Origin of the sequence: Vibrio genomosp. F10 str. ZF-129, from assembly GCF_000287055.2 — a bacterium.
Lineage (GTDB): Bacteria > Pseudomonadota > Gammaproteobacteria > Enterobacterales > Vibrionaceae > Vibrio.
On sequence record NZ_AJYQ02000010.1, the window covers coordinates 49,578 to 64,807 of the forward strand.

Genomic DNA, 15,230 nt, shown 5'->3' on the forward strand with positions numbered 1-15,230 from the left:
GCTTGTCAGTAAAAAAAAGCCACCCGAAGGTGGCTTTTTTTAGTTATTGATAAACAAGGAGTTAATGACGGATAATCTTTAAATCAGATCGCCACTGACGAACGCCTTACGACTGTGGACGCATTGCCGGGAACAAGATCACGTCACGGATTGTGTGCGTGTTAGTAAATAGCATCGCTAGGCGATCGATACCAATACCTTGACCCGCTGTTGGCGGTAGGCCGTGCTCTAGTGCAGTAATGTAGTCTGCATCGTAGTACATAGCTTCGTCATCACCCGCGTCTTTTGCGTTAACTTGTGCTTTGAAACGCTCATCTTGGTCTTGTGCATCGTTAAGCTCAGAGAAACCGTTCGCTACTTCACGGCCACCGATGAAGAACTCAAAGCGGTCTGTGAAGAATGGGTTGCTGTCGCTACGACGAGCCAGTGGAGAGATGTCCGCTGGGTAACCCGTGATGAACGTTGGTTGAATTAGCTGAGGCTCAGCCGTTTCACCAAAGATCTCTTCAAGAAGCTGACCACATGTCCAGAACTTCTCAACGTACAGACCTACTTCTTCTGCAATTTTAACCATCAATTCTCTGTTCTGAAGATCGTCTTCAGTTAGAGCTTGGATGTTTGCATTTTCAGGTGTGTAGTGTTTGATTGCATCGAACATGCTCATGCGAGCGTAAGTGCCACCGAACTCAACGGTTTCGTCGCCGTAAGGCATAGAAGTAGAACCAAGAACGTCCATCGCTGCAGTGCTTAGCATCTCTTCCGTTAGATCCATTAGATCTTTGTAGTCAGAGTACGCTTGGTAGAATTCCATCATTGTGAATTCTGGGTTGTGACGTGGAGAAAGACCTTCGTTACGGAAGTTACGGTTGATCTCGAATACACGGTCAAAACCACCCACCACTAGACGCTTAAGGTAAAGCTCAGGTGCAACACGTAGGTACATGTCGATGTCTAGTGCGTTGTGATGAGTGATGAATGGACGTGCTGTTGCACCGCCTGGGATCACGTGCATCATTGGCGTTTCAACTTCTAGGTAGCCTTTTGAGCTCATGAAGTTACGGATTGAAGACACAAGCTTAGAACGCACGATGAATGTGTTACGAGAGTCTTCGTTCACGATTAGGTCAACGTAACGCTGACGGTAACGCATCTCTTGGTCAGTTAGACCGTGGAACTTCTCTGGCAGAGGACGAAGTGCTTTCGTTAGCAATTCAAACTCTTCCATGTTCACGTAAAGGTCGCCTTTACCAGACTTGTGAAGCGCACCTTTAACACCGATGATGTCACCGATATCTAGGCCTTGGTACTTCTCTTTTAGTACTTTTTGAACGTCTTTCGCTGCGTATGCTTGGATACGACCAGAAGTTTCTTGAATCGCAAGGAATGGACCACGCTTCGCCATAATACGACCAGCGATCGCAACGATGTGGTTAAGCTCTTCTAGCTCTTCCTTAGTCTTCTCACCGAATTCCGCTTGAAGGTCGCCAGCTAGGTGCTCACGACGGAAGTCATTTGGGTGACCGTTAGCTTTGCAGTTCAGGCGGATGTGATCCAGCTTGCTGCGGCGCTCAGCGATTAGTTTGTTCTCTTCAGGTGAAGAAGCTTCTTGTGCGTTTTCGTTTTGAACAGCATCAGTCATTAGAGATGTACCCTGCTTTTATAATTTGGACAGCTATATTTTTTCAAATATAGGCATTTTTACCAATATTATTGGTAAAGCTTAATAGTTGGTAAAGCTTACAGACCTGATTTCAGGCTAGCTTCAATAAACTTGTCTAAGTCACCGTCAAGAACCGCTTGAGTGTTACGGTTTTCGATGCCGGTGCGCAAATCTTTGATACGAGAATCATCCAGTACGTAAGAGCGGATTTGACTGCCCCAACCGATGTCTGATTTCGTTTCTTCGCTCGCTTGTTTTTCAGCATTTTGTTTTTGAATCTCAAGTTCAAAAAGCTTAGCACGTAGCTGCTTCATCGCTTGATCTTTGTTCTTATGCTGCGAACGGTCATTCTGACATTGAACCACAGTGTTGGTTGGAACGTGAGTAATACGTACCGCCGATTCAGTGGTGTTTACGTGCTGACCACCAGCGCCAGAGGCACGGTATACGTCAATACGTAAGTCAGAAGGATTAATGTCGATCGTAATGTTGTCATCAATCTCTGGGTAGATAAACGCAGATGCAAATGAAGTATGACGACGGCCACTTGAATCAAATGGTGACTTACGAACCAGACGGTGAACACCAGTCTCTGTGCGTAACCAACCATAAGCGTACTCACCAGAAATACGTATTGTTGCGCCTTTCAGGCCTGCAACATCACCATCAGAAACTTCAATCACTTCCGTCTTAAAGCCTTTCGCTTCAGCCCAACGCAAATACATGCGTAACATCATTGATGTCCAGTCTTGAGCCTCTGTGCCGCCCGAGCCTGACTGCAAGTCAATGTAGCAATCTGAAGCGTCGTGATCACCTGAAAACATACGACGGAATTCAAGTTTGCCTAACTTGGCTTCAAGCTCAGCAAGTTCCGGTTCAATTTCATCAAAAGTTTCTTGATCGCCTTCTTCAACCGCAAGCTCCAACAAACCATCGACATCTTCAACCCCTTGGTCAAGCAAGTCGATCGTTTCTACTATCGCTTCAAGTGATGCACGTTCTTTACCAAGTGCTTGCGCACGATCCGGGTCGTTCCATACATCCGGTTGTTCTAGTTCTGCGTTTACTTCTTCTAGACGCTCTTTTCTTGCGTCATAGTCAAAGGTACCCCCTCAGGATATTTGTGCGCTCAGACACATCCTGAAGACGGTTTTTAATAGGATTGATTTCAAACATTTTAGCTCATCATTTGTGAGTAGAATTTAACCGAGAAAGTTTACTGAAAAATGTGATGAAGATACAGAAAAAACCGAGGTGAAATAGAAATAAAAAAGGCCGATGTTTTCATCGGCCTTTTTCAATTCATCATGCACAGAAAGCCTATAGAACGGTATCTTCTACGAAGACTTGATCAACGGCTTTACCAATAAAGAACATGCATATAATCGAAGCGAAAGTAGGAAGCACCCATCCCATTCCAACTTCAAACAGCGGTAGCATATTTAATGCTGAAACATCGAGCCCGGCCACTTTTGCAGCATCAATAAGGGCAAAGATTAATGCTACAAGCACCACAACACGATAAGCCACAACCGGATTTGGCAGCTTTTCACGCACAAACGCTAGCACAACAAGTGCAATAGCTACGGGATAAAGAGCAAAAAGAACAGGTACAGAGAGGGAAATCAGCTGAGATAGACCCACATTCGCGACAAGTGCGCAAATTCCACCAATAATCAGAACCCACTTCTTATAAGACAATGACGTTAACGAGCTGAAGTAATCTGAACAAGCAGAAATCAAGCCAATTGCCGTGGTTAGACACGCCAATAATACAATCACCGACAAGACCAGTTGCCCATAAGGACCAAACAGCGCTTGAACGTACAAGCTTAAGACCACGCCACCGTTATCCGCCCCTGAAGCCACGACCGCACTGGTTGCCCCCAAGTAAAAAAGAGAAATATAGACAAAGGCTAAACCCGCAGCTGCGATGCACGCGGCACTGATCAAATATTTTGCCGTCGCGCTGCGTTCAGTGATCCCTTTGCTACGCAGAGCATCAACAATCAACATACCAAACATCAGCGAGCCAAACGTGTCCATCGTGTTATACCCTTCCAGGAAACCTTTGGTTAACGGTTGTGTCGCATACTCACCTTGAGCGGCAAGCATTTCGCCTTGTGGATCAACAAATACCGCCACCGCTAGAATGATCAAGCCAATGAATAGGACAGGCGTCAATACCTTACCAATCACATCGATAAGACGGCCTTGTGACCAAGCAAAGAACATAGCGATAGCAAAAAAGGCCGTGGAAAACAGGGCTAAGTCGACTTGGCCAGCATCAGTTAAAAAGGGGCGAACTGCCATCTCGTAGGCAACTAATCCAGTACGAGGGGCAGCAAAAGCAGGACCGATGATGATAAAAATAAGTACAGCGATAAGCGTTGCAGCGCGCACTGGTAGATCTTTCGTCAGATGTCCCCAAGAGCCTCCGACTTTCGCCACAGCGATGATGGTGATAAGCGGCAATCCGACCGCGGTGGCAAGAAATCCAATCATCGCAGGCATTAGGTTTTCACCAGCTAACTGCCCTGCCAATGGTGGAAATATAATGTTGCCTGCCCCTAAGAAAAAAGCAAACAGCATAAAGCCTACGGCTATAATGTCTGTCAATTTTAAAGTCTGCTTCACAGCTAACCCTTACTATAATGTTGAACGATGTTATGTTTGCGTATTGTTGCTTTATCAGCACAATACCCTTTTATTTGGTCGCGAATAATGACGAAACCCTTATCAATTGGCAACCTCTGAGAGGTAAACACCATATTAATCTGCATTTTTATCTACAATGCAGTCAATAACACCATGCTTAGACAGATTAGCAGAACATAACAAAGAACAATCCGGCTACTTGCATGAAAAAAAATAGCATAAAAAACCAAACATTAAATTAACAACAGACACTTTTACCAACAAAGAGTGTTTTAACGGAATTATCATGAAATGTAGCACGTTAAAAACTAAGGGATTCAAATTTAAGCAGTTTTCTATTGAAGGTGGCCGTTCCGGCATGCCAGTGAGTACCGATGGGATTTTATTAGGCGCTTGGTCAAACCTCGACCTTATGAACACATGCCTGGATATAGGAACTGGAACCGGACTGTTATCTTTAATGGCAGCGCAAAGGCATAACACATTAGCCATCACTGCCATTGATATTGATCGTCACGCGATTGAGAGTGCGCAGCATAATTTTAGACAATCACCATGGGATGACCGCTTACAACTGATTGAAGGGGACATTCTCAAGGCTCCCATGACCGCGCTTTTTGATGGCATCATCTGCAATCCGCCATACTTCAATTCAGGAGAGCAATCACACCATACGCAACGAGCCATCGCCAGACATACCGATACTCTTGATCATCATGCATTACTTGAGCGTTCTTATGCACTAACCACCCCCTTAGGAACCGCCAACTTCATTTTGCCCATTTATGAAGGTCATCAACTTATTGCCAAAGCGAAACCACTCAATTGGCACGTTACCCGACTCTGTTATGTAAAGACGACTGAGCAGAAAACAGCATCTAGGCTATTGATAGAAATAAGTAAAATGAAAACAGAGTTAGAAGAAACACACCTTGTCATTCACCAAGATGGGCAATACAGTAAAGAATTTCACTCATTGACTGAGAACTTTTATCTCAAGATGTAGAAATATCATGTGATCATAATCACTAATACATCTATAATATCCGACCTAATTTTTGCCATAACACGCCTATCGGCTTGTGGAGATACTACAGTGATCAGAACTTTTGCTGACCTTGATCTAGATGAAACCCTTATTACAGCGATAGAAGAGCTGGGGTTTGAGCGCCCAACGCAAATTCAAGAAGATGCGATCCCACAAGCTCTAGATGGCAAAGACATTCTTGCCTCTGCACCGACAGGAACAGGTAAAACCGCTGCTTTTTCACTTCCAGCGTTGCAATACCTGCTTGATTTTCCTAGAAAAAGACCAGGGCCTGCTCGTGTATTGATCCTAACACCAACACGAGAGCTAGCGATGCAGGTAGCCGATGAAGCTCGTGCGTTGGCTAAAAACACACGCTTGAATGTCTTCACTATTACAGGCGGTGTTCAGTATCAGGAACATGCTGATATTCTTGCTCAAACGCAAGATATCGTGGTGGCCACACCGGGTCGCTTGATGGAATACATTGAATCAGAGCGCTTTGACTGCCGTGCGATTGAATGGCTTATTCTCGATGAAGCTGACCGCATGCTAGACATGGGATTTGCGCCTGTTGTCGATAGACTGGCGGCTGAGTGTCGCTGGCGCAAACAAACCCTACTCTTCTCTGCAACACTTGAAGGCCGAGGTGTGGAAGGCTTTACTGCTGATCTTTTAAAAAACCCAGCAGAAGTGACAGCCGATCCTTCTCGCCGTGAGCGCAAGAAGATCACGCAATGGTATCACCGCGCTGATAGCATGGAACACAAGCTCGCATTACTTAAAAAAATACTGACCGATCAAGCGGATCGATCTATCGTATTTTTGAAAACTCGTGAACGTTTAGCCGAGCTACGTATTGAGCTTGAAAAAGCACAAATCCCATGTGCATGGATCCAGGGTGAAATGCCACAGGATCGTCGTAACAATGCCATCACTCGTTTCCGAGAAGGGACGGTTAACGTTCTTCTTGCTACGGATGTTGCTGCTCGTGGAATCGATCTTCCCGATGTAAGCCACGTGATCAACTACGACATGCCACGCTCAGCCGATACTTACTTACACCGCATTGGCCGTACTGCCCGCGCCGGTAAAAAAGGCAACGCTTTGTCTCTGGTAGAAGCACACGATCAGGCTATGCTTGAGCGTGTCGCGCGTTATATCGATGAAGAAATTAAAGAACGCTTCATTAAAGATATGCGCCCACAACATAAAAAAGCATCGACCAAGAAAAAGAAAAAAGACGTAACGAAAAAAGATGCAAAGAAAAAGACCACTAAGAAAAAAGCGGTTAAGAAAAAGAACACAAAGAAGAAGTAAGTCACGTCTACGTTGAGTAGCAAAATACAAAAAGAGTAAAGAAATAAAAAAAGCCGATACTCATTGCTATGATTATCGGCTTTTTTATATCGGCGTATCGCTGAAAATATCGATTTATCATTGAAAAGGGAGCAGCGTATTAACCCTGCTCAAATTCAAATAGGAACCCGATTAATGCTCACGAGTGGCGCGGAAATCAACGTCAGGGAATCGCTCTTTCGCTAAATTCAAATTCACCATCGTTGGCGCAATGTACGACAGGTTATCACCACCATCTAACGCAATATTCGATTGATTTTTACGTTTAAACTCTTCAAGTTTCTTGTCGTCACTGCACTCAACCCAACGGGCCGTTGCCACGTTGACACTTTCATAAATCGCTTCAACATTATATTCAGACTTCAATCGAGCCACGACCACATCAAACTGAAGCACACCCACTGCGCCAACGATAAGATCATTGTTTTGCACCGGACGAAAAACCTGTACTGCCCCTTCTTCAGAAAGCTGTACAAGACCTTTTAATAGCTGCTTCTGTTTCAGCGGATCACGTAAACGAATACGACGGAATAACTCCGGTGCAAAGTTTGGAATACCAGAGAACTTCAAACTTTCACCTTGAGTAAAGGTATCGCCAATTTGAATCGTACCGTGGTTATGCAAACCAATAATATCACCCGCGTACGCCTTTTCAGCGCGAGAACGATCACCGGCCATAAACGTAACGGCATCTGAAATGCTAACACTTTTTCCAGTGCGGACATGATTCATCTTCATGCCTTGATTATACGTACCCGATACAATGCGCATGAAAGCGATACGATCTCGGTGTTTAGGGTCCATATTGGCTTGAATCTTAAACACAAAGCCAGAGAATTTTTCCTCGGTAGCAACAACGTCACGCTCATTCGCTTGACGTGCTTGAGGAGCTGGAGCCCATTTAGTTAAGCCATCAAGCATATGGTCAACGCCAAAGTTGCCCAGTGCAGTACCAAAGTAAACCGGTGTCAACTCACCCGCTAAGAACAGCTCCAGATCAAAGTCAGGGCAAGCACCGACGACAAGCTCTATCTCTTCTCGAACGCTTTTTGCAAGGTCTGCGCCAACAGCCTCATCAAGTTCAGGGTTATCCAAACCTTTAACAATGCGAACTTCTTGAATCTCATGGCCATGGCCTGATTCGTATAAGATCGTTTCATCGCGATGAATGTGGTACACACCTTTAAATTCTTTACCACAACCAATGGGCCATGAGATAGGTGCACAAGCCATACCTAACTCACTTTCCACTTCGTCCAAGACTTCCATTGGATCACGAACGTCACGGTCAAGTTTATTCATAAAGGTAACGATAGGCGTATCACGTAAACGCGTCACCTCCATCAACTTACGAGTTCGATCCTCAACACCTTTTGCCGCATCGATAACCATCAAACATGAATCTACCGCGGTGAGTGTTCGGTAGGTATCTTCCGAGAAATCTTCGTGTCCTGGAGTATCAAGAAGATTCACTAGACAGTCATTGTACGGAAACTGCATCACAGACGTTGTTACCGAGATACCACGCTCTTTTTCCATCTCCATCCAGTCTGATTTAGCATGCTGGTTAGAGCCACGACCTTTTACGGTTCCTGCTTTTTGAATAGCGTTTCCAAATAACAGTACTTTTTCTGTAATGGTTGTTTTACCCGCATCCGGGTGAGAAATGATGGCGAACGTTCTACGCTTAGAAACTTCACCAATAAATGGACTATTTGACATGAAAAGGTCTTCTTTTGGGCCAGCGGAGTATAGGTGACAAAGTAATATTGCCGAGCTAGCAGTTCGATTCAATTTTGCGCGATATTCTCGCTCATATTTGCGATTGGAGCAACTAAAGCCCGATAGGGAGCCAGATTAATTCCATTACTCTCACTTTGTTATTAATTTATTGACTATTTTGAGCTATAACTAAATGAGTAGGTGGGACTAATAATAACTATGTATAAATCCAAACAGATAAATTCTCTCGCATTTCGTCAAGCAAAAACCGTGTTTCTGGTATCTGTGATACTAGGGCTGTGTTTCAGTGTCTATCTTATATTGCTCGATCTGCATCAAGAGCAAACTCGCATTGAAGAGCATTATCAATTTAAACTGCTGCAAAATTATTCCAATGCCAGTCAGGCAGCTTACCATCTAAATCATTTACTGGCTGAACAAGTTGCCTCAAGCCTTATGATGGATGAAGCTATTTATAGAGTTGAAATCATCGATGACTTCGGTGACACCTTGACTAAAAATGAGCGGAAAATCACGGAACAGAGTTCTTTTATTCAAGCGCTTTCCAATTACTTAACCCCCACAGCTCCGGTTTATAGAACACCACTTCACCAACCTAACTCACTCCTTGTGGTAGGGGAACTCAGCTTTTCGGTTAACGGAAACAACATTGCGGTTAATTTCTTAACTAAAATGACTCACGCTATTTTATTTGATTTGATCAGAAACATCCTTCTCACCACCATATTGCTGGCTTTTTTCTATTACAAACTATCAAAGCCCATTATCACGCTGATCACCTGGGTTAATTCACTGCAGCACAAGCAAGCTTCCATCCCTATTCCTGTGCAAAAGCACCATGACGAACTAGGAGAACTGGCGATTTCATTTCATAACCTATGGAAGCAAAGAGAAAAAGCAGAAGCTCAATTAAACCAACTGGCCTATTACGACACACTAACAGGGCTTGCAAACCGAGCTCTGCTACTTCAAATGCTTCAAAACCATATTGACAGTGCCAATCAGTCTCACTCTACCGGCATACTGTTTTACCTAGATTTAGACCGTTTTAAAACCATCAATGACTCATTGGGCCACACCATTGGAGATAATTTACTTAAGGCGATCTCAAAGCGTTTAGAAGCATGGATCAAAAAAGGCATGATCGCTGCACGAATTGGTGGCGATGAGTTCGTTGTTCTCGCACCCGATCTGACACTCGATAAGGCAGGAGACGTTGCGCAGCAAATTTTGGCTCTGATGTCTAATCCTTATGCGATTGATGGCCACCAACTATACTGCACTGTCACGATTGGCATTTCAGTGTATCCATCTGTTGGAAGTACGAATATTGATATCCTCCGTCAGGCAGACACCGCCTTATACCGAGCTAAAAGCGCAGGGCGTAATAACTACATGTTTTACGAGCCAGAAATGCGAGCTCAAGTTGAGTCTTTTTTAGAGATAGAAAAAGGTCTTCATGAAGCGATCAATAAAGATCAGCTCGAACTTTATTACCAACCTCAGGTGAATGAAAAGCATCAAATCGTGGGTGTTGAAGCGCTGATAAGATGGAACCATCCAGAAAAAGGGGTGCTGCCTCCCGGTGTATTTATGCCGATTGCTGAAGAAACCGGGCAAATACTGCCCATCGGGGATTGGATTATCGAACAGGCATGCTATCAATATTCAATATGGAAACGTATGGGAATATTGCCACCCACTTTTCGACGCCTGGCCATTAACATCAGTCCTTTACAGTTTTCAAAAGACTCATTTGTTGATCATATTACCCAAGCTCTTTCCCAAGCAGGAATTACTGGAGAACACATTGAGCTAGAAATAACAGAAAGCCTACTACTGGAAAATGTCGAAAGTGCTATTCAAAAAATGGCGCTGCTCAAAGAGCATCAGCTTAAAATTTCTATTGATGACTTTGGTACAGGGTATTCTTCATTGCGTTATTTGAAATTACTCTCGGTAGATGTACTTAAAATTGATCGCTCGTTTGTCACCAAACTTCATTTAGATGAAAGTGATCAAGCCATCGTTGATACTATTGTGATGACAGCAAGAAGATTGAACCTAGAAGTGATCGCAGAAGGCGTGGAAGATCAATATGAGCTGCATGCCCTTAAAGAGTTAGGATGTGACCAATTCCAAGGCTACTTATTTGATAAGCCCCTTAAAACCGAGGAAGTGATCAGCCGCTTTGAACACAACCTCTATACCGTCCCTCAGCGAGAACTCGACAATCCAACAGTTAAAGTGACAACTAAATAATCATAGACACAGTAAGGTCATGCTTTTGTCTTTTATTGCTAAAGACAATGCTAAAAATCGATAGGGCAAGAATTCATAGGGAAAGCAAAATTTGGTTTTCTTCTTTCTTCAAGAACATCCACCAGCAATAGAACACTCTGTTAAAAAAATAAGTAGCTCATAATGATGGCGTCTTCTTTGCCTTTCTCAGTCGGGTAATAGTTAATCCGTCGATCAAGTTCATTAAACCCAACCGATTCATATAATTGATAGGCTTTTTTATTGCTTTCTCTCACTTCCAACCACGCACTTTCAGCCTTGGCTTGCTCACACATGTCTAAAAAGAATTCAGTTAATCGCTTACCGTACCCTTTTCCTTGATGTTGTGGGGAAACAGCAATGTTAAGTAGGGTCACTTCTCCCACAATATTTTGTGCATAAAAGTAACCAACCACACGGTCACCGACCAACATTGCATGATGACAACCACCTCGACTATTGACATCTCGAATCATCGATTCAGACCAAGGATGAGTATGAGCCGATTGCTCAATCGCATAAACCGACGTGAGGTGCGATTCACGCAGCGGAAGAATTTCAACTGTCATTATTCATTACTCGTAAGAACAAATTTGCTGCCAAAGTGCTCTTCGGTGCTCAGTGTGACCATTAATAGAAGAAAGAAGCGGTGTCACCAACTTTTTCGCTTTGTGGGAGTCATCAATACTGGCCTCACCAGCATACCAAATCCAACTGAGTTGATGCTCACCTAACCCCATCAATTGTTCTGGATAGATGTGCTGAGCCTGATCTAATGTGAGTTTAATACTTTTAAGTACCCGCTCAAACATCATCGCAATCTCTCCAGTCGGAAGCTCTGTTGATACTAGCAGCAACTGACATTCGTCAGATAAGTTCAACATTGGAGGTTGAAAACCGAGCAATCGTTCAGGGTAGCTCAATTGCCACGTATCGATTCCCATTTCTTTCAAATAGTGTATTTCAGTTTGGGGCATTAACCTTAACCTACAAAGCGTAAACACGCCGATCCTAACAAATATATTGGATAAAGGAAGGAGGAAATCTTAGTATCCTACGATGCGATAAAGACTCTCAATCCATTCACCTTGCCATTCACCTTGCTTTCCCATTGGGTTTAAGTGAATGCTTAACCTAACTCATCAAATTCAGGGCAATACTCTATCAAACCAGAACGAGAGGCTAACTGATTCTCGGCTAATTCTGCTATTTGAAATGCGCCATCAGGCACTTCCCATTTGCACTTAAAGCCCTTTTCCTTAGCGCTAACAAAACCAAAACGAGAGTAGTAATTTGGATCCCCCAAAACTACACACACCGGGTAACCAAACTCTAACAATGAAGAAAGACCTTCTTTTACTAAAGATTCGGCAATACCTTGATTTCGAAACCCCTCTTTAACACACACTGGGGCTAACCCTTGCCAGTGACAATCTTCGCCTTCCACAGATACAGGGCTAAACATGGCATGACCAACAACTTCTCCCTCATCATTGCAAGCAACCAATGACAACGTCAGGTGGCTATTCTCTCGAAGCTTCATCACTAGATTAGCTTCGGCTTCGGTTTCAAATGCAGATTTTACAAGTCGAGCAATGGGTAATATGTCGGCTGGAGCTTCAGTTCGAATAAGCATGGGTAACCTCATTGCTCGTGGATGTTTCTACGCCTTTTTGCACGAAGTCCGCTAGTTGCGCCAACATCGTTTGCAGTGGCCTAGGCAGTAATTCTAAATCAACACTATCCATTAAATTTTTCACTTCCAAACCCAATTCGGTATCCCCTTCAATAGAGAGACGACGTTGGAAAAATAGGGTATCAGGATCTTCCTTTCGACCAGCAATCAGAACTAAGTCATTCAACTCACCAGAAAAGCTGACGTCTTCAGCAACGGGGGTGTCAGCGATCACTAGCTTATCCTGTTGATAACTAATATACCAACACAGCGCCATGTCGCGAATTTCAACTTTTAGCCATTTGTCTTCCAGGAATTCAAAATCCCCCTCTTCTAAAGCCTCTTTGAAGACCGTCTTCATGACTTCAAGCAAGGCTTTTTTTTGTACAACTTGTGGTAAAAAGTGGACTGGGGATCGCAAAATTGATGCTGCATTTTGAACTAGTTGAGTGCGAATCTTGTTTATCACGCGCGTTATCCGTTACTTTGTAAATATAATATTTCATCATAATTGATGTAATAGTGCTAATTCCTGTTATGTATCAAAGAAGTCGAGAATGTTCTTGACGCTTTTACATATCAAAATTCAGGGGTATAGTTAATGTATCGTCCCATGTTTCACGTGCCCTGTGAAACTCTAACCGCAACGGAGAGTTGGTAGTTATTGATGCCTTCGCAACAATTACAACACTGGTTTGAAAAAATCACACATCATAGCCCATTCTTTTTTGCCGTTATCGATGAACAGCATAACTACAGCATGGTCAATGAGAGATATTGTGATATTGCAGGGCTAACTTCCAAAGAACTGTTCGGTATGAATGACTCTCAAGTTCTAGGCAGTCACTTTTATGAGCACATAAAACCATACTACGACAGAGCATTTCGAGGAGAAACTCTCGAAGCTGAAATCACACTACATGATATCGACATCGATACAAGCCTGCATTTCAGTTTATCTCCAATCCTGAATGGGCAAAAAGTCGAATCCATTATATTTCACGCTGTTGACACCTCAGAAAAACAGATATTGATTCGGTCTCTAGAGGAGTCCGAAAGCAAATATTCGACACTCACCTCACTTCTTCCTGACGGCCTGCTTCTTGTCGAAGATGATTGCATTATCTCTGCCAATCCTTCGGCTATTCGTTTGCTGGGAATGACGTCATCTTCGGATCTGCTGGGTGAAGATTTAACTCGACTTTTTGTCGATGAAAAAAGCAAAACCGTCTTTACTCTTCCTTTAAGCCAGCTCATTACCGATGCACCTATGATTTGCCTCACTGGGCCTCGCTGCGGCATTGAGAGGAAAGTACAGCTGCATGCTGACTCAACCATTGTGCTGGGTAACCAATCGCAACTCGTGTTGATTCAGGATGCGGAAGATGCACCGAAACAGTTATCTAGCGCGTCACAAGAAGATCCACACCTAGATTCATTAACAGGGGCATTTAACCGTTTTGGTTTTACCAAGCGTCTGGAGCAGTTCATTAACAATGAAACTCCACTTCTGATGATGTATCTAGATATCGATAATTTTAAGAACATTAATGACTCTTTAGGCCACCATATCGGTGATAAAGTCATTAAAGAGGTAGCAGCTCGACTCAAGCGGTTGTTGCCTCAGCAAGCGGTGTTAGGACACTTAGGTGGCGATGAGTTTGGCCTGATCTTACCAAAACCTGAAAACAATCGTATGGCCGAAATTCTTGCAGAACGAATCATTGGCCTGATTAACCAACCGTTCGATCTTCATCACTTCAGTAAGCGACTTTCTTGCTCTATTGGTAGTGTGGCATACCCAGGTGATGGCAACGATGCACGTATTTTATTGCAAAATGCTGATACGGCGATGTATGAAGCCAAAGATCGTGGTCGAAATCGTCTGATTAAATTCAATGACCAGATGAATAAAGAAGCACGAATGCGACTCTGGCTTGAGATTGAACTGCAAAAAGCGCTGCAACAAAACGGCCTTGAAGTTTGGTATCAGCCGAAAGTTAATGCGCGCGACTTTAGCATTAATGGCGCCGAGGCACTGATTCGCTGGAAACACCCAGTTGAAGGCTACATTAGTCCTTCTGCTTTTATTCCTGTCGCTGAAAAAGCGGGGCTTATTGAGCATTTAGGCCGAGTCGTGATGCGTGAAGTGTTTGCGACAGTGAAGCGTTGGAAGTTGCAAGGGATTTTACCAGGTCGCGTGGCTATTAATTTATCTCCAGAACAGTTTGGTAATCCAAAACTGATTGATTATATGGAAAAATTGTTGCGCTCTACGGCTCTTGACCCCAACTGCATTACTTTTGAGCTAACTGAAAGTGCGGTGATGAGTGACAGTGAACATACAATTCAAATGCTAAATGCCATTAAAAAACTCGGTTTTACCTTGTCTATTGACGATTTTGGTACCGGCTACTCCTCCCTTTCTTATTTGGCTCGTTTTCCTATTGATGAGCTGAAAATTGATCGCGCTTTCATTAGTGACATGGATACCCTGCCTAAACAAGTCACTGTCATTGAGAACATTATCAACCTGGGCAAGTCTCTCAACTTAACCGTGGTTGCAGAGGGGGTAGAAACCCAACAACAGGCAACCTTGTTGTCTAACCTCAACTGTCATTCCATCCAAGGCTTTCACTTTTATCGACCTCAACCAAAACAAGAAGTCGAAGATCTCTTCATTCAAAACCGTCGCCACAAGAGCTAGTCTGAACCATCCCCCTAACAATTGAAATCATTTACGACTATTTACTCATCGATATCTAATTTATTCACCCAAACCTGCCTTACATCAAACTCGCTATTCACATATCTTCATAAAATGCAGT

The 15,230-nt window shown here is 43.5% G+C and carries 12 protein-coding genes; 4 read left to right on the top strand and 8 right to left on the bottom strand.

Translation table 11 applies throughout. The features are described 5' to 3' along the window. Nucleotides 1-106: 106 nt before the first annotated feature. The 3 genes from lysS to brnQ all read right to left on the bottom strand — a co-directional run bounded on the left by lysS (nucleotide 107) and on the right by brnQ (nucleotide 4,297). Entirely contained in the window at nucleotides 107-1,639 is a 1,533-nt protein-coding gene (gene lysS / locus A1QO_RS01515; protein WP_017039573.1) for a lysine--tRNA ligase, read from the bottom strand. A gap of 98 nt (nucleotides 1,640-1,737) precedes the next feature. Beyond that, a protein-coding gene (gene prfB / locus A1QO_RS01520) for a peptide chain release factor 2 (protein ID WP_139073947.1) occupies nucleotides 1,738-2,836 on the bottom strand; the annotation gives its coding sequence in 2 pieces (ribosomal slippage) (nucleotides 1,738-2,760 and nucleotides 2,762-2,836; 1,098 coding nt in all). Between the two features lie 144 nt (nucleotides 2,837-2,980). Continuing rightward, nucleotides 2,981-4,297 carry a branched-chain amino acid transport system II carrier protein gene (gene brnQ / locus A1QO_RS01525; protein WP_017039572.1) on the bottom strand — a complete coding sequence of 439 codons (1,317 nt, stop codon included), beginning with the start codon at nucleotides 4,295-4,297 and terminating at the stop codon, nucleotides 2,981-2,983. Nucleotides 4,298-4,604: 307 nt separating this feature from the next. Here brnQ and A1QO_RS01530 point away from each other — a divergent pair, with 307 nt between their 5' ends. After that, nucleotides 4,605-5,324: a tRNA1(Val) (adenine(37)-N6)-methyltransferase gene (locus A1QO_RS01530; protein ID WP_017037725.1), complete on the top strand. Its 720-nt coding sequence runs from the start codon at nucleotides 4,605-4,607 to the stop codon at nucleotides 5,322-5,324. Nucleotides 5,325-5,414: 90 nt separating this feature from the next. Next, nucleotides 5,415-6,665, top strand: coding sequence for an ATP-dependent RNA helicase SrmB (srmB, locus tag A1QO_RS01535; protein WP_017035484.1), 1,251 nt, complete (start codon nucleotides 5,415-5,417; stop codon nucleotides 6,663-6,665). Nucleotides 6,666-6,836: 171 nt separating this feature from the next. Here srmB and prfC read toward each other — a convergent pair whose 3' ends face one another. Continuing rightward, nucleotides 6,837-8,426, bottom strand: a complete 1,590-nt coding sequence (gene prfC, locus A1QO_RS01540; RefSeq protein WP_017035485.1) for a peptide chain release factor 3 — start codon at nucleotides 8,424-8,426, stop codon at nucleotides 6,837-6,839. Nucleotides 8,427-8,645: 219 nt separating this feature from the next. Between prfC and A1QO_RS01545 the strand changes: the two genes are divergently transcribed. Beyond that, the gene (locus A1QO_RS01545; protein WP_017035486.1) at nucleotides 8,646-10,709 is read left to right on the top strand and encodes a putative bifunctional diguanylate cyclase/phosphodiesterase; all 2,064 of its coding nucleotides are present in this window, start codon (nucleotides 8,646-8,648) and stop codon (nucleotides 10,707-10,709) included. A gap of 140 nt (nucleotides 10,710-10,849) precedes the next feature. Here the strand turns inward: A1QO_RS01545 and rimI are convergent, their stop codons facing one another. The 4 genes from rimI to ubiT form a co-directional block, all read right to left on the bottom strand. Further along, entirely contained in the window at nucleotides 10,850-11,296 is a 447-nt protein-coding gene (gene rimI / locus A1QO_RS01550; protein WP_017035487.1) for a ribosomal protein S18-alanine N-acetyltransferase, read from the bottom strand. A 6-nt stretch (nucleotides 11,297-11,302) separates the two neighbouring features. Further along, on the bottom strand, nucleotides 11,303-11,704 hold the full coding sequence (locus tag A1QO_RS01555) for a DNA polymerase III subunit psi (protein WP_017035488.1): 402 nt from the start codon (nucleotides 11,702-11,704) through the stop codon (nucleotides 11,303-11,305). Nucleotides 11,705-11,856: 152 nt separating this feature from the next. Continuing rightward, entirely contained in the window at nucleotides 11,857-12,363 is a 507-nt protein-coding gene (locus A1QO_RS01560) for a GNAT family N-acetyltransferase (protein WP_017039571.1), read from the bottom strand. After that, nucleotides 12,347-12,871: a ubiquinone anaerobic biosynthesis accessory factor UbiT gene (gene ubiT, locus A1QO_RS01565; RefSeq protein WP_017037730.1), complete on the bottom strand. Its 525-nt coding sequence runs from the start codon at nucleotides 12,869-12,871 to the stop codon at nucleotides 12,347-12,349. The genes A1QO_RS01560 and ubiT overlap by 17 nt, the downstream gene beginning before the upstream one ends. A gap of 198 nt (nucleotides 12,872-13,069) precedes the next feature. On the opposite strand from ubiT, the gene A1QO_RS01570 reads away from it, so the two are divergent. Further along, nucleotides 13,070-15,109 (top strand): sensor domain-containing protein, encoded by a 2,040-nt coding sequence (locus tag A1QO_RS01570; RefSeq protein WP_017037731.1) that lies wholly within the window; start codon nucleotides 13,070-13,072, stop codon nucleotides 15,107-15,109. The last annotated feature ends 121 nt before the right edge of the window (nucleotides 15,110-15,230 follow it).